This window comes from Cytobacillus sp. FSL R7-0696, assembly GCF_038006865.1.
GTDB classification, from domain to species: Bacteria; Bacillota; Bacilli; order Bacillales; family Cytobacillaceae; genus Cytobacillus; species Cytobacillus kochii.
Genome location: NZ_JBBOWA010000001.1, coordinates 2,299,453 through 2,315,528, shown reverse-complemented (window position 1 = coordinate 2,315,528; position 16,076 = coordinate 2,299,453). Strand labels below are relative to the sequence as shown.

General features: G+C 38.3%; 14 protein-coding genes. 2 read left to right on the top strand and 12 right to left on the bottom strand.

All coding sequences use genetic code 11. The features are described from left to right. Nucleotides 1-6: 6 nt before the first annotated feature. The 3 genes from galU to MKX29_RS11945 form a co-directional block, all read right to left on the bottom strand. Entirely contained in the window at nucleotides 7-891 is an 885-nt protein-coding gene (galU, locus tag MKX29_RS11955; RefSeq protein WP_341105671.1) for a UTP--glucose-1-phosphate uridylyltransferase GalU, read from the bottom strand. Nucleotides 892-1,230: 339 nt separating this feature from the next. After that, nucleotides 1,231-2,586 carry an IS1182 family transposase gene (locus MKX29_RS11950; RefSeq protein ID WP_191817413.1) on the bottom strand — a complete coding sequence of 452 codons (1,356 nt, stop codon included), beginning with the start codon at nucleotides 2,584-2,586 and terminating at the stop codon, nucleotides 1,231-1,233. Between the two features lie 102 nt (nucleotides 2,587-2,688). After that, entirely contained in the window at nucleotides 2,689-4,332 is a 1,644-nt protein-coding gene (locus MKX29_RS11945) for a hypothetical protein (RefSeq protein ID WP_341105669.1), read from the bottom strand. 270 nt (nucleotides 4,333-4,602) lie between these two features. Here MKX29_RS11945 and MKX29_RS11940 point away from each other — a divergent pair, with 270 nt between their 5' ends. After that, nucleotides 4,603-5,109, top strand: a complete 507-nt coding sequence (locus MKX29_RS11940; RefSeq protein WP_341105667.1) for a sigma-70 family RNA polymerase sigma factor — start codon at nucleotides 4,603-4,605, stop codon at nucleotides 5,107-5,109. Here MKX29_RS11940 and MKX29_RS11935 read toward each other — a convergent pair. Genes MKX29_RS11935 through MKX29_RS11900 form a run of 8 tightly spaced genes read right to left on the bottom strand, consistent with a single transcriptional unit; the run spans nucleotide 5,106 to nucleotide 13,283 of the window. Then, on the bottom strand, nucleotides 5,106-6,218 hold the full coding sequence (locus tag MKX29_RS11935; RefSeq protein WP_341105665.1) for a capsular polysaccharide export protein, LipB/KpsS family: 1,113 nt from the start codon (nucleotides 6,216-6,218) through the stop codon (nucleotides 5,106-5,108). The genes MKX29_RS11940 and MKX29_RS11935 overlap by 4 nt on opposite strands. Further along, on the bottom strand, nucleotides 6,215-8,419 hold the full coding sequence (locus tag MKX29_RS11930; RefSeq protein WP_341105662.1) for a capsular polysaccharide export protein, LipB/KpsS family: 2,205 nt from the start codon (nucleotides 8,417-8,419) through the stop codon (nucleotides 6,215-6,217). Before MKX29_RS11930 ends, MKX29_RS11935 begins: the two co-directional genes overlap by 4 nt. A 20-nt stretch (nucleotides 8,420-8,439) precedes the next feature. Next, entirely contained in the window at nucleotides 8,440-8,859 is a 420-nt protein-coding gene (locus tag MKX29_RS11925; RefSeq protein WP_224937188.1) for an HIT family protein, read from the bottom strand. Nucleotides 8,860-8,871: 12 nt separating this feature from the next. Further along, nucleotides 8,872-9,393, bottom strand: a complete 522-nt coding sequence (locus MKX29_RS11920) for a KdsC family phosphatase (RefSeq protein WP_251162164.1) — start codon at nucleotides 9,391-9,393, stop codon at nucleotides 8,872-8,874. An 11-nt stretch (nucleotides 9,394-9,404) separates the two neighbouring features. Beyond that, complete coding sequence (locus MKX29_RS11915) at nucleotides 9,405-10,388, bottom strand: KpsF/GutQ family sugar-phosphate isomerase (RefSeq protein WP_224937190.1); 984 nt, start codon at nucleotides 10,386-10,388, stop codon at nucleotides 9,405-9,407. Further along, the gene (gene kdsA, locus MKX29_RS11910) at nucleotides 10,351-11,232 is read right to left on the bottom strand and encodes a 3-deoxy-8-phosphooctulonate synthase (RefSeq protein WP_224937191.1); all 882 of its coding nucleotides are present in this window, start codon (nucleotides 11,230-11,232) and stop codon (nucleotides 10,351-10,353) included. The genes MKX29_RS11915 and kdsA overlap by 38 nt, the downstream gene beginning before the upstream one ends. Continuing rightward, nucleotides 11,225-11,956: a 3-deoxy-manno-octulosonate cytidylyltransferase gene (kdsB, locus tag MKX29_RS11905; RefSeq protein ID WP_251162165.1), complete on the bottom strand. Its 732-nt coding sequence runs from the start codon at nucleotides 11,954-11,956 to the stop codon at nucleotides 11,225-11,227. Before kdsB ends, kdsA begins: the two co-directional genes overlap by 8 nt. Beyond that, nucleotides 11,913-13,283, bottom strand: coding sequence for a capsular polysaccharide export protein, LipB/KpsS family (locus MKX29_RS11900; RefSeq protein WP_289434689.1), 1,371 nt, complete (start codon nucleotides 13,281-13,283; stop codon nucleotides 11,913-11,915). The genes kdsB and MKX29_RS11900 overlap by 44 nt, the downstream gene beginning before the upstream one ends. A 484-nt stretch (nucleotides 13,284-13,767) precedes the next feature. Between MKX29_RS11900 and MKX29_RS11895 the strand changes: the two genes are divergently transcribed. Continuing rightward, nucleotides 13,768-14,304, top strand: a complete 537-nt coding sequence (locus MKX29_RS11895) for a hypothetical protein (protein ID WP_341105659.1) — start codon at nucleotides 13,768-13,770, stop codon at nucleotides 14,302-14,304. A 141-nt stretch (nucleotides 14,305-14,445) separates the two neighbouring features. Here MKX29_RS11895 and MKX29_RS11890 read toward each other — a convergent pair whose 3' ends face one another. After that, complete coding sequence (locus MKX29_RS11890; RefSeq protein ID WP_341105657.1) at nucleotides 14,446-16,065, bottom strand: gamma-glutamyltransferase family protein; 1,620 nt, start codon at nucleotides 16,063-16,065, stop codon at nucleotides 14,446-14,448. Between the last annotated feature and the right edge of the window lie 11 nt (nucleotides 16,066-16,076).

Genomic DNA, 16,076 nt, shown 5'->3' with positions numbered 1-16,076 from the left:
AAAAGTCTATCTGGAAACCATCTGCTCTTTCAGTATTTCGCTTAAAAAATCCAACAATTCCTCTTTAGTCTCATTATGCTGAAGAGCAAATTCAATTGTCGTTTTAACAAAACCTAGCTTCTCTCCAACATCAAATCGTTTCCCCTCAAAATTATATGCAAAGGTTTGATCTAATTTATTTAATTCCTCAATAGCATCAGTAAGTTGGATTTCCCCTCCAGCTCCTTCTTTCTGCTTTTCTAACAACCCAAATATTTCAGGCGTTAAAATATACCTACCCATAATAGCTAGATTTGAAGGTGCCAACCCTTTAATTGGTTTCTCAACGAATCCATTTACTTCATACATTCTACCAGTAGATGATTTGGGATCAACAATACCGTAACGATCTGTTTCATTATAATTCACTTCTTGAACACCAACTACAGATTTCTCTGTAATCTCATATTGCATAATTAATTGTTTAATACATGGTACTTCACTTTGTACAATATCATCACCAAGTAAGACAGCAAAAGGCTCATCACCAATAAAATTGCGTGCACACCAAACAGCGTGACCTAAGCCTTTCGGTTCCTTCTGCCTAATATAATGTATATTAGCTAGGTTTGAAGCAAATTGCACCTTGTTTAATATGTCAATTTTACCTTTTTCTCGTAAATTTGACTCTAACTCAGGAGCATGATCAAAATGATCTTCTATAGCTCTCTTTCCTTTACCGGTAACAATTAAAATATCCTCTATTCCCGCAGCTACTGCTTCTTCAATTATGTACTGAATTGTTGGTTTATCAACAATTGGAAGCATTTCCTTAGGCATTGCCTTTGTCGCAGGTAAAAAACGTGTTCCAAGTCCGGCAGCAGGAATGATGGCCTTTTTAACTTTCTTCATATAAACACATCCATCCTCCCATAACATTATTTCAGAATAATTATAAATACCTATATCAAAATACAATCAGATTACATTATAACATTTATTTTACATTTTCCTACCTATTTTTTCACAATGTTGATGATGTTAAATACAATAACATAAAATGTAAGATTTTAAAATCTATTTATTTAATTTTCTGTTATAAATACATAGATTTTATACCTACTCCAGATAAATTGACTCAAAAAAGAAGATGGCTAAATTTATTTAGCCATCTCAGACCGTAGACAAACCCCAACTTTGCATTAAGCGAAGGTGGGGTTTTCTATTGTTGTCAAAGATTTTTCTTCTTTTTTAGGTTGGACATGACCCTCGCCATGTCCAGTTTGCCAATTTCTTAAGATTCATGGCAGCGAACGTAAGCATCGCCTGCATTGAAACTTTTTTAATACCTCTTAAGGTCGTCCAACGCATGCCATGCTTTTCTTTTGCGTCCGCAAAGACTCGTTCGATCGTTTCTTTACGTTTCGCATATAGAGTTTTATTACGTTCGGTATGTCTCAAATGATCTACTTCCTCTATGTACTCCTGCCATACATGTCTATGAATCATTTTGGTATGATTCTTACTTTGCGTACAACGTTCTAACAGAGGACAGTCTTTACATTCCAAAGGATTTGAAGCGTATTGTTTGTACCCGTCTCTTGTCGTCGTACGGTAAGATAGAATTTGTCCTTCGGGACATAGATAGGCGTCAAAATATTCATCGTAAACGTATTCGTATTTTCTAAGATATCCGTCTTTCGTTTTTGGACGTGTATAAGGCATAACAGGTCTGATGTCTTGGTCCATTAAGAATTTAGCGATGTGTGGTGTTTTATATCCTGCATCAACAGCGATAGAATGGGGCTTACCGACTTTATCTGTGACTTGAGTGACGAGTTTGTCCAACATCCGACTATCGTGAACATTCCCTCCGGTGACCAGTGACCCTAAGATAAACCCACGGGAGTCGCTCGCCGTATGAAACGAATACGCAAATAGTTTTTCGCGTTCATCTTTTACGTAATAACCACTTTCAGGATCTGTCGTGCTAACTTTTATTTCTTTTGACTCTTCTTTATTCTGCGGGGGGAAGGGCTTTTTTCCGTGTTTCTCACGATCGATATTAATCTCTTCATCTAACTGATTCTGATATGATCTCGTTTCGACTCGGGCTATTTTTTTTTCAAATTTCTTCTTATTAGCGTTCGCTTTTACATGAGTAGAATCAATAAAAGCAATGGATGGATCGACCAATCCCTTGGTCATCGCTTCTTTTAGAATGCGATAGAAAATTTGTTCAAATAGATCTGTATCGTGAAAGCGTCGTGCGTAGTTTTTACCGAAGGTTGAAAAATGAGGAATCTTCTCGGTGAACCCATAGCCAATAAACCATCGATAAGCCACGTTGGTTTCGATTTCCTTTATGGTTTGACGCATTGAGCGTATGCCGAAAAGGTATTGTATGAAGACCATTTTAATTAGAACAACGGGATCAACACTCGGTCGACCATTGTCTAAGCAATACTTATCTTTTACCAGATCATAAATGAATTCAAAGTCAATCGATTGTTCAACCTTCCTGACCAGATGATCATCTGGAACAAGTTGATCCAACGCAACCATTTCAATTTGATTTCTTCCATCTTCAACGTGTTTTGATAACATTTTATATCCCCCACAAAAAATCGATTCCATTCTATTATACAAAAAAAGCTTGTAGACTTGGTCTAATTCTTAGACTTTGTCTACAAGCTGAGATGGCTAAATTTATTTAGCCATCTTTTGTAAAATTTTTTTACTTATTTCCTTTGTATCTGCTTTATCAGGCTCTAAGGATAAGGAGTAGTCTATTAATTTCTTCGCCCAATTTAACTTATTTCTCCTTAAACAATGTGAAGCTAACTCATTAATATATATATATGAGTGTAAGTTCTTTTTTCTATCAATTATAGGAATTGGTTCTCCATCGAATACACTTTGTACTGTTTTCTTTAATAATCCAATTGATAACAAATAAGGTGCTGTCGAGTGACCAGAATAAGGTGTTTTTATGAATTGTCCATTAGGAAAGGATTTTTTTACATTAGTCTCTATATATTTATTATCTAACTGGTCCTTTGGATCATAAATAATTATTGGCTTAATCGACTCATTTCTAGGTAAAAAAGATTGATGGGTGAAAACTGTCTTTTTTCTAGGCTTTCCATTATAATTTGGATGCACCGATAATCTAGGAGACAAGGATAAAATGCTAGCATTTAGTTCTGATGCATAATATAGTGCAGCATAAGCACCTAAACTAAATCCATATGCAAATGTTTTATCATACCCTTTCAAAATATCCCTTACAGCAAGATGATACTTTTCTATCTGTAAATCTTGATAATAGTTATCTTTTGTTCTCCTTCTTAAAGCAATAATATCTAAATCAAATTTTTGTATAAAATTAAACGAAAATGGATTTCTATCCCAAGTTATATTTATAGAATCGAATGTTAAACAAATTTCTTTAGTTTGTTTTGTCATCTTATAATATTCAATTCTGCTTTCTCCATTATCTAACAAATTAACTTTTAGATAGGGTTTATCATATTTATAAATGGACTCTCCTTCATTTGCTGTTAGAAAATCTTTCATTATACTCTCAGCTTGTTTACTATCTCCCAATATTTGGTTTGTAACGCTACCTATTAATAAAACTTCATTATAAAGATTTATTTTCTTTTTTACTTCTTCGAACCTATTAATAGTTTCTTTCCAGTTCATTTTTAAAAATGATGTTTTTACGAAGTATAATGCAATTTTTTCATTGCTCGGATAATATTCATATGCCTGATTAGCCATTTTATATGCAGTATCTATATTATCGTCTATTGCAATATCGAGATAGTTAACATAATCTTCTTCTATTAACTTGACATTGTTTGCTATTAATTTTTGATAGCAATTCATACTCCACTCTTTCTCGTTTAATAAATAACCAAGCTTCGCCTCTAATGTAAGTATTTCATCTGAAGGGTTCGTAGCATTCTTACTAATTATTATCTTAGCCTCATTATATTTTTTTAATTCTATTAGACTGTTAATATACCATATAAGGATATTACTTAATTTTAGTTTAACTTTACTTATTTGCACCTTTGTTCTCAAATATATACTTGGCTGTAAAAAATATTTTTTTAAACTAAGTACCTTAAATTGTTTATTACTTTTAAACTTATATAAACCTAACTGAAGAAATATCTCATTATCTTTGGATTCTATTTTCTTAAGTTCGTCTAGCAATTGTTCTTCCTTCATTAAAAATGCATCTATTCGATCACTCAATATATTATAGACATTTTGCCATTCTTCCATCTCCACATATTTTGACACATTCTGATAAAAACTCTCGAGCTGTAATTGTTTCAAAAACTTATCCTCCAAAATGATTATATTCAATACATGATTATATCAAACAAACTTAGCAATGAGACTTAAATCGAAAAAGTGAGAAAATTATTACAGGTATCTTGTTTTTTTAAAAAAAACGGTCAATTTTCGGTTTATTTATGTCAAATTTATTGAAATCACTGATGTTTCCCATACTTTTTTTGTTTTGCTCATTTCCTATCCCATATCTTAAACTACCCCTACCTAGGAAAAAACCGGTAAGCGCGCTTCCTTTAAGGATGATAGAGAGTGCAGGAGTTTGAGGTTGTGCTTAAGTCGTATGAGCCAATGATTTTTAAGATTATGAGGAGTTTGGGGATTTATCGGGAGAAAGAGGAATATTATCAGGTGGGTGTGATTGCTTTGTGGGAGGCTTGGGAGCGATATGATGAAGGGTTGGGAAAGCCTTTTATTAGTTATGCTTATGCTTGTGTGAGGGGGAAATTGTTGAATGAGTTGAAGCGGTCGATTAACTACGCAGAGCGGTGGGTAGTGGCTGAGGAAGAGTTTTGGTTATTGGTGGTTGGTGATGAAACGAGTGATGATTCTACTGTAGAGCTTGAGTTTTTGCGGGTTTGTCGAGGATGTTTGACGGAGAAGCAGTTTAAGTGGGTATGGTATACACTCATGTATGATCACTCGATTCGAGAGATTGCCATTAAAGAGGGGGTGTCTATTTCTGCTGTGAAGCAGTGGCGGGAAGGGGCACGGAGATCCTTAAGGAAGAAGATGGGGCGAGAAGGAACGCGCCACTAAGTGTGAACGGGAGCATTCCTTTCTTCATTAATTAATTGGATTGTCTCTTCTAGAGTGATAGGTTCTTTGGTATTCGGGTTCATATATTTGGGATAAAGTAAATAGGCGGCAGCGAATACTTCTACAAGTGTGCGTTGTCGCTTTCTTCTGGCTACCATTTGACGATCATCTGTTAAGCCCCAGTTGGAGTAAAAAGGGGCTCCGACTGTTGTAACGGGAATGCCTCGCATGAGTGCTTCGAAACCGGATAAAGAAGTAATGGTATAAACATGGTCAACGGTTTTAAGTGAATCATGCAAGCTAATTGGTTCGCTGACAATCTGTGCTAGATGCGTGACGTCTTTTGGATTGGATTGCAGCGGTCTTTTACCAGATAATACGTCAGGATGCGGCTTATATATAATTTGCGCATGAGGATTTTCCTCCCTAGCTAAGCGGACCAAGTCATTGTTCGTCCAACGTGTAGCTGCTCCCATCATAATCGAAGCGTCATCTTCTACTTGTCCAATGACTAATATCCGCTTGTTCGCTTTCCTGCCGTAGACTACATTCACATCTTTAGTTGAAAGATGGTTATATTTACTTAAGCCGTTTTCTTTTATTTCTTCTATGATGCGCGCTGCACGATCTAAGATATCTTGGTCAAAATGATGATGATTCAGTAAATGCTCTAAGTCACTTGGTTGTGTACTATCATAATAAATACCTGTCTTGTCTATGCATAAGGAGTATGGCAATGTATGCAGCGCCCCTAAACCAACAGAGCGGACAAAGCCGTCCTCAACACGATATATGGGAACTTGATAGGCTTCGGCTATATCTTCTAGCTGTACATGTTGTTTAGATCCCCATATTAAGAACACTTTTTCCCTTTTTACACGGAGCAACCTGTGTAAAAAAACAGTAGTAAAAGTATGGGGGATAAAAATAATCTCATATTCACGAAAAAATTCCTTCACACACTCTTGTTTCCAATGGGAAAAGTAAAATGCTAACGCGATCGGTTTTGTTCCACTATTCCTTTTCACTTGGCGAACGCTTTGTGTATATTTTCGTAGCTCCTTTACTTTCCTAACACCTTTCTTTGCTAATACTCGCCATTTGTTCACTGTAGGACACCTTCTACGATGTAGGATTTAAGCATATCCTTGTCTTTACTGTTGCCTGAGTATAGGATTTGTTCCTCGGCTATTTTTTCTCCTGTTTGTTGAACGATCCAGAAGAGTAATAATTCACGATCGCTTGGTTTTCTGCCGAGTTGATTGACTAACTCACGATACAAACCTTGTGGGTAAGATTCTAGCTTCACACCTCGTTCTATCAGCGTACGCATATAATCTGAGCCATGGGGATAGCGATGAATAAGGCCCGGCTCATTACATAATAATAATTCCACCTGTGATAAGTTCACCTGCTCATGCAATTCGGGATGAATGGCACTAAACATAACGAATGAACGGTTCCGATCAACCAATGAAAAGGTTGGTTTTGTGACAAAGATGAGGGTATCAAATTTTTGGCAGAAATGATGCACCGCCTCTTGTGATGTCGCTTCTAGTATAATACCTATCTTTTTTGGAGTGGTCAGCAGTTGTTGAAACTGGCCTTCTGATTGAATCAATTGATTGACAACCACTTTTTCACTATAAGTAGAGGCGTTTAGTTGATCGAAATCAAAATTGACTGCCAAAGAAAGATAAGGCACCTCTATTGGTTCTATTTGTTTCTCCCGTAAAAGCCGTTTCGCCTTATAGGGGTGACCGCAATGATTAAGGATAGCTGCAAACTGCATGATATCTTCTTTAGAAAAATCTACATCCGACATTTTTAATGTCTCTTCTGTTGCTTGTAATAACCTATCTGATGGGCCTTCAATCTTCCATAGTAATCTGATTAAAGCAAGCATTTGTCGCTTAGATTTTTTTTCTACTTTTAATAAGGAGATAAGTGCTGCTTCATAATGCCCAAGACCGGCATGAGCAATGCCCTTTTCGCAATATAGAGAGTCAGGTAAGCTGTTCTGTCGCTGCTTTTCTTCTATTAGCCGCAGGGATTTTTCGTATTGTCTCGCATCATTTAGGAGTTCAATATACACTTGCTCTCTTCTAGGTTGATAAACTAAACTTAATGCTTGTTTATATAATTGTTCAGCTTCAGAAAAGGCAAGTGCTTGTCTTTTCTTATCACCCTCTAGCTCCATACTCTCTGCACGTTGTCTAATTAAGATTTTCATTGCTTCTTCAAGTTGAATATGTTCACCGGTATCTGGGTTCATATACCGCGGATACACAAGATAGCTAATCGCAAATAACTCGTCAATCGTACGCTTCCGTTGCCTTCTAGCGTTTGGCTGCCTATCTGTTGTTAAGCCCCAGCCTGCATAAAATGGCGATCCGTAACAAGTAACTGGTATACCGCGAATAAGGGCCTCGAAGCCAACGAGAGAAGTCATCGTATATACATGATCAATCGTCTGGAGCGCATCAACGATACCAAGCGGTTCAGTTACAACTTTCGCCACATCGGTCACATCCATTGGATTAGAAAATGCTTTGCGATATCCGCCAAGAACATCGGGATGTGGCTTATAAATGATTTCACATTCTGGATGCTCTTTTGCAGCTGCACGAACGAGATCATTATTGGTCATTTTCGCTTCTAGTCCATATTGGATGGATGCGTCATCTTCTACTTGCCCTATAACTAAAATTCTCTTTGACTTTTTCTCACCATAAATCTTTTGGATATCAGTTTGCGCCGTATGGTTATATTTTGATACGCCCTGTTGAATAAGCTGTAGCCGACATTCTCTTGCACGCTGCAACATTTCTCCTGATACCTCGTAAGTATTTAATAATTCTTCTAAATCTGATGGTTGCCGAGCATTGAAATAAAGGGTCTTTGAATCAACAGCGATGGATAGAGGAAACGTATGGGCTGCACCTAAGCCTACTGAGCGGACAAAACCATCTTCCACACGAAGGACTTTAATACCTTTCTTAGCTGCATAAGCAGTTAGCCCTCCAGGTTCTTTGAATCCCCAGACGATAAATACTACCTGAGAAGCCTTTCTGATGAAAGGTTGCAATCTTTTTAAATCCCCTTGGCCAAAAACAAACGCGGTGCGATATTCTGAGAAAAATTTGCTGCTATGTTCCCTTTTCCAAGGATTAAAGCCGAACATAAAGGCGACAGGCACTGCCTCAGTTTTGCTCCAATTCTCTCCCATTTCAATAAATGGCTTTTGTTCGTTCCCTTTTTTCAGTGAAAGTTGTTTTAAACCTCTTTTTATTGTCTTTTTCCAACCCATACGTACAATACCTCCTTCCTTTATACATGTACGAAATGTGTTTTCAATCCTTTGACCCAATCCATTTCCTTTAGAGATACGGATGGGACTCCTCCAATGACCTCAGAAATAAATGGCAGCCCCCGCTTAGCACTACCTTCTAGTCGTGGGATAAGATGAAAATGAAGATGCCGTACAAGCTCATTCATTGAAGTCATATATAAACGTTCACTGCCAATTATTTCTTTCAATGCGCTTTCAACCACTTTGACGATATGAAAAAAATCATGCTGTTCTGCCTCGTTTAAATCGTGCCACTGTTCAATATGTCTCTTCGTTTCCAAGTGTAAATAGCCCAATGCAGTCCTTGATTCAACCGCAACAAGCATCCACCGATCATTACTGTAAATTACTTCACGCTTATGAGTGAACTGTTTTTCACAAATTTCACAGCTATTCAAGAGAAACACTCCTTACTGTCTGACCGCCTGTTGGTTAAGAAAATCCTTTACTAGTGCCGCGTAATCAAAACTTTGACGAAGAATGGATTCAATAATCTCCCGCACTGCGCCATTACCGCCCATCCGTTCCGCAACGATTTCCGCTTCTTGCTTCACTTCCTCCATCGCGTTTGCTGGACATGCAGCTAACCCGACCATATTCATTGCTTCTATATCATTCAGATCATCACCGATATAACACATTTGATTCACATCAATATCTAATTCACCCGCTAATTGTAAAAGGGCGGATACTTTATCTTTCACACCTTGCTGCACATGGTTGATGTTCAGTTCCGCAGCTCGTTTCTCAACTGCCGCAGATCGTCTGCCTGTTATAATCGCGACCTCTATCCCAACAAACTTCGCTAGGCTAATTCCCATGCCATCATGTACATGAAATGCCTTTACTTCTTCACCACTGCTTGATAACAAGAGTTTGCCATCGGTTAACACACCATCAACATCTAACACGATTAAGCGAATATTTTTCATCAGTGTGCCTCCTACAACCCAAGATGCATAAGGTCATGAATATGAATCATACCAGTGGGCTCATGTTTGTCATTGACAATCGGCAGCACATTTACTTTATGCTGCTCCATTAATGTCTTCGCTTCAGAAGCAAGGTGATTTTCTGATAGAAAATAGGGTTGTGGATTACAATATTGAAGGACTTGTTCTTCAAGTATTGTATTCGTCATCGCAAATGCTCTTCGAATATCACCATCTGTTAAAATACCGAATAATTCATTTTTCTCTGTGACTACACTGATCGCACCCATTCCTTGTAAAGTCATAGAGAATAGTGCCTCTTGAACGGTTGCATGTGTAGCAATAATCGGGTTTTTGCGGGTATTAGCGACCACATCAGCTGTTTTAAGTAATAATCTTCTACCTAATGAGCCTGCCGGATGAAAGACTGCAAAATCTTCTGGCTGAAAGTTTCTTGCTTCTAGTAAGGCAATGGCTAAGGCATCTCCTAAAGCTAAAGTAACCGTCGTGCTTGTTGTAGGAGCTAAACCATGTGGGCAGGCTTCTTCTACATTGCCTATACAAAGGACGATCTCTGACTTTCTAGCCAATGTCGATAATGGGTTTTTCACAATACTAATCATTTTCGCACCGATTCTTTTTATGGATGGAATGAGCTGTAATACTTCTTCCGATTCCCCACTATTTGATATCGCTATCACTACATCCTTAGCCGTAACCATCCCTAAATCTCCATGTAAGCCTTCCGATGGATGAAGGAAAATAGAAGGTGTACCTGTACTCGCCATAGTAGCATTGATTTTTCTGGCAATTATGCCTGATTTGCCTATGCCTGTAATAACCACTCTTCCTTCACATTGGAGAATCATGGCAATCGCTTCATTGATATGTGGACCGACTTGATCTTTTAACTGCATAATAGCTGTTGCTTCTTTTTCCAATACAGAAATCACGTGATTAGTATAATCCAGCTGGTTCGTTTTCATATTCAGCATGCTCATTCCCTCCTGCATAGGATGATGCTTTTAATAAACAATCCATGGCTACAATCGGTTTTAATATTTGTTCTACATCACTTAATTTCACCATATTCGGTCCATCAGATAACGCTTTTTCAGGGTTAGGGTGAACCTCCATAAAAATAGCGTCGACGCCAACTGCTGCTGCGGCACGAGATAAGTAAGGAACAAATTCACGCTTCCCTCCTGTACTTGTACCATTGCCTCCAGGGATTTGCACACTATGTGTGGCATCAAATACAACTGGTGCCATTTCTCTCATCATTGGTAATGAACGCATATCAACAACTAAATTGTTATAGCCAAATGTTGAGCCTCTTTCTGTAAGTAATATTCGCTCATTGCCTGCTTCCTTTAACTTTGTCACAACATTGTTCATGTCAGTAGGAGAGAGGAATTGACCCTTTTTCACATTGATGACTTTTCCTGTTTTCGCTGCAGCAGTAAGCAAGTCTGTTTGTCTACAAAGAAAGGCTGGGATTTGGATAATATCCAGTACTTGACTAGCCAAGGCCGCTTGGCTAGGCTCATGAATATCTGATAACACAGGAATGCGGAAGGCATCCTTCACATTTGCTAGCATGTTTAATCCCGCTTGAAGTCCAGGCCCTCTTTCGGAAAATATAGATGATCGATTCGCTTTATCAAATGACCCTTTGAAGATAAATGGAATGCCTAAATGAGAGGTAATTTCTTTTAATCTTGCCGCTGTCTCCATCACTACTTCTTTGCTTTCTAACATGCATGGTCCGGCAATCAATACAAAAGGACGCTCACCGCCAAATACGATTTCATCATTTAATCTGACTGTTTTAGACATACTGTTTTCCCCCTAGAATCTCTTCTATTTTTTGAATATCTTCCTTTGTGTCTACACCGTGGAACGGGTCATCTGTTGCAATCATTTTAATCAGAATATTATTTTCTATCAGCCTTAATTGCTCAAGCATTTCCGCTTGTTCAAGCGGTGATTGTGGGAGCATAACGAATCTCATTAATATTTCACGTGGATAACCATAGACACCAATATGTTTAAAATAATCGGTTTTCTCGCCTCTTTGAAAAGGAATCGGTGCTCTCGAAAAGTAGAGTGCCTCATTTTGCTCATTTGTAACGACTTTTACCACATTTTGGTCCGTGATATCTTCAGGGCGATTAATTTTTTTCATAGCGGTGATTACAGCCCTATTTTGCTGTTTTCGAGAGGTGCGAACCATCTCATTAATCAGTGTAGGCTGGATGAGGGGCTCATCTCCTTGAATATTAATGAAAAAGTCACCTTCTATATTGGATGCTACTTCAGCCATACGGTCAGAGCCCGTTTCATGGGCGGCGCTTGTTAATATCGCTTCACCACCGATTGATTCTACTACTCGTTTAATTTCTTCATGATCAGTAGCGACAATGACGCGTTCTAATTCTTCCGATTGGCACACTTGGCGATATACCCGTTCAATCATCGGTACACCAGCAATAAGTGCAAGTGGTTTACCTGGGAATCTAGTCGATGCGTACCTTGCGGGAATGATTCCAATCGCTTTCATCCAATACACCTCTCTCATAATCTTCTAATCTATTTGCTAAATTCTTTGCTGTTTGTTTATTAGGTCGATTGAGTACACCTTCTGTTTGGTAATGAAATCGTAAATAATAGAGAAATTTTTCAATTTTATCTATAGATAAAGGGGTCGATAATGACTTTTGCAAACTTTGATATAAAAGATCTGGATGCGGACATCTTTCCACTAGCGGATCAATATTGTATAAGGCATCTCCTAATGTAATCACCTTTTTGTAATGAGCAAGCGCTTCTATTCCGACTGTTGAATTGACCGTCACCACAGCTAAGCTAGCCTTCAAAAGCTTGTCCATCCGATATTTTTGAACAAATTGTACATTTGTATATTTGTTCTTTAATGATTGATAGTTTTGTCTTGATAAGTCTTCAGGATGTTCCTTTACAATGACTTTGATTTGCCTGTGATACGTCTGGTTATATTGTTCCACCGCTTTTAAAGTAATTTCTAGTAATTGCTCCATTGATTGAATATGTGGTGAATGATAAAAAATTTGCGTATCACGAGACACTTGAAACGGGAGAAAGATATATTCACCCCGCAAGTCAACCTCATCTTCCTTTCTTCGGCTATACCATTTCTTATGAACGAAATATTTGAGTCCTTGCCAAAAATTAATATGAGCAAAATAGTTTGGGTGGATACGCAAAAGTGACCCTGCCATTGATAATAGTTTTGCTGAAGCAACCTTCACTAGATTTTCCCTCTTTAGGTGCTTAAGTGATTCTTCCTCCGGGCGAAACATAAATTTCATTAGACGCGGACGGTCGACCTCCATATCCTGATAGAAGGAGAAGTCTCTCGGGACGCTCGAACAGGCATTAATCCCATTCGGATCACACGTAATCGTATACGGCCTGAACAGCCCATCTTCAAAGAAATACGTCCGCAAACCCTTCTTCTTTGCTAAATAACGGCATATTTGGTCAATCCAATGATAGCCATTAAACAAGCAAATTACTTCTATGTTGTACTTATCAAGCAGGTGATCTAGTGCTGCCATGTACCGCTTATACATCCTAAGCTCACTTAGGGGGATTTCCTTTTGCAGTACCCTTTTTGTAAAAGTAATATTATATATCTGTAGATCCATTAACTCCTTGTCACTAATCGGGTATTCCTCTTTCGCCACATGATTAGGTAAAAAAACGGTTGGAATGGTCGTTTTCATTAGTAACTCATTTAATTCAAGCTGTATTAAATGAACTTGATGACCTTTTCGCTCCAACTCAGCCCCAATATCATGAAAAAGCCTCTTATTGCGGTTGCCTCGAATAAACATGAAATGAGCCATTAGCATCCTCCAAATTCATCGGCTGTATTTAACGCTTTATTTGCCTAGAGTGTATCATGACAATCGCCGGAAAATGATGGATTTACCGATTATTTACAAACCATTTAATAGACATTTACATTTGTTAGAAAATTTTCATAATAGTTAATGGAGGGTTTACAATTTAGGGGAAGTCTTTTCAATAGAGGAACTAGCTTTAGATTTTCTTTTACAATAATCTCCGCTTCGATGATTCGTTATTGAATACTTAATTGAGTTAAACGAATTGTTTTACGTGTAAACCTCAAACTAATGGTGTAGATTTTGATATTTCCCACTCTAGGAAAGCAATCATTCTTGGTGGATTTTCTACGATAAACACAAACTTTATCTGTGTTTTTTGTACCTTGTGTAGTTAGGAAGAATGTACTCCTTCTTATAGTTGTAATCTCGATTCGCCAACACCACTTGCCTTTTTTTCTTTTCTTATGTTCGTATTCCCAGTTTGCCAACACAACTTGCCGATTGTGCCTCTTCTTATGTTGGTATTCTCGGTTTACCAACACTACTCGTCGGTCTTTTCACTTCTTATGTTCGTATTTTCGTTTTAAAAACACCACTCGCCGGTTTTTTCTCTTCTTATGTTGGTATTTTCGGTTTACCAACACTACTCGCAGGTTTTTTCTCTTCTTATGTTCGTATTTTCGGTTTACCAACACTACTTGCAGGTTTTTTCTCCTCTTATGTTCGTATTCTCGGTTTACCAACACTACTCGCAGGTTTTTTCTCCTCTTATGTTCGTATTCTCGGTTTACCAACACTACTCGCAGGTTTTTTCTCTTCTTATGTTCGTATTTCCAATTTGCCAACACTTCTATGGTTTTTCACACTTCATGTATCTGAATATAATTTCTTCACCTTCTTCTTTACTTCTAAGTATATTCAACTTGCACACAATTCTTTGCTACGTTCTTGGATTTCCCCCACACCATCTACTTCCAAAAACTTGATTGACCTACTAATAAACATCCTTCCAATTTAGCAGCCCCTCCCCTCATAAAGTTAATTGCACTCACACAGTTTTACTCATGCAACTATTTTCACCCGAAACCCCTTCAGATATCAGAGTCATTCAGCAAAAAAAAAGCATTCAATCAAACGTTTGATTGAATGCCTTTTTCATTTATTCAGCTTTCTTCCATTCTCCTATTCTACGGGGATCTGCAGCCCCGTCTAATGTACGGTCATTTAGTTGTAGGGATAAGGCATTGACACTGCCGAAGTAAGTGGCGTTGTCATTGATTTTCACTTTATAGCCTTTACTTTGTAGTTCGTTATAGGTTTCCCGTTTGAAGCCTGGTTCAATCTCAATTTTATCGTCTTCTAAATAAAAGCGTGGTCGCTCCACAGCTTGTTGTAAACTATAACCATACACAAGATGATAGAGAATGGATTCGGTGACCACTGCAGGAATTCTTCTTCCTCCAGGTGAGCCTATGCCGATAACTTCTTTATCATTTGCTAGAATCGTTGGCGAGATAAAGCTTCTTGGCCGTTTACCTGGTTCAAACACATTCGGACTTTTTTCATTTTCACTGTAATTGGTGAGTGCGTTATTCAGGAAGAATCCTTCCTTCATATACTCTCCTGTTCCAAAGAAGTTCCCTAATGAATTCGTTGTGGATACCATCATACCGCTATCATCTACGACAACAAAATGAGTGGTATGCCCATAATCTTTACGTTCTGCCTCTGAATCATTTAATTGGGCACTTTTGAAAATATCCTTATGCTCCTCCACCAACTCATCAGTAAACTCTTTACTCATTGATTTTTCCAAATCAAGATTGGTATAATCCATATCCCCTATTTGCGATAATCTCTGCTCGTAGGCAATTTTACTAATTTCTCCGAAAGAGGCGACAAATGAAGGTTCATCTTCCCATTTTTGTTCTTCTAATACTTTCTCTGCCATCTGTAATGATTGAATGACGGTCAGCCCTGAGTATGGTGGGGCAGATGAAAAAACATCGTATCCCATAAATTCTCCATGCACTGCTTTCATTTTTTGTGAAGTATACTTACTAAAATCACTGCGGTCAAAGGATTCATGTTGCTCAGCGAAAGACTCTGCCATCTCACCTCGGTAAAATGCTGCCGCACCGCCATCACGGATTTTTTTAAGCGTCTGAGCAAGAGCTGGCTGCACGAGACGATCACCTGCTTCTATCGGCTCCCCATCAATAATAAAAGGTGATTCTTCATCCTCGTCTATCCGATTATTTAGCGCTACCTTAAAGCGATAAGATAAATCCTCATCTACCTGGAAGCCGTCTCCAGCTAGTGGGATCACTTTATCCATAATCTTCTTAAACGACATACTTCCTTCAGCTTCATGAATATCTTCCATTCCCTTTACAAATCCAGGAATGCCTGAATCTGATTCTACTTCCTCCGAAGAGAGCGGAGCCATTTCTCTATATTGCTGAACGAATGGCTTTACCCCTTCTTGATATACAAGTGTCTCCCCGCCACCGCCAAGGCCTGAGCCATATGGTTCGACAACGGCTAATGCATAAGACACAGCAACAGCCGCATCAACTGCATTACCCCCTTCGTTTAATACTTCCATTCCTACCTTTACAGCTAACGGGTGGCTTGCACTTACCCCGTATTCACCGCTCTCTGTTCCTATCATCGGGAGGCTCACCTCTTCTTCACCCTTTCCATCAAAAACCCGTAGAAGAACAATCACAATGAGAATAACGACCAGCAATCCTAGCAGTATAAGTTTTTTCTTCATTGTTCCTCCTT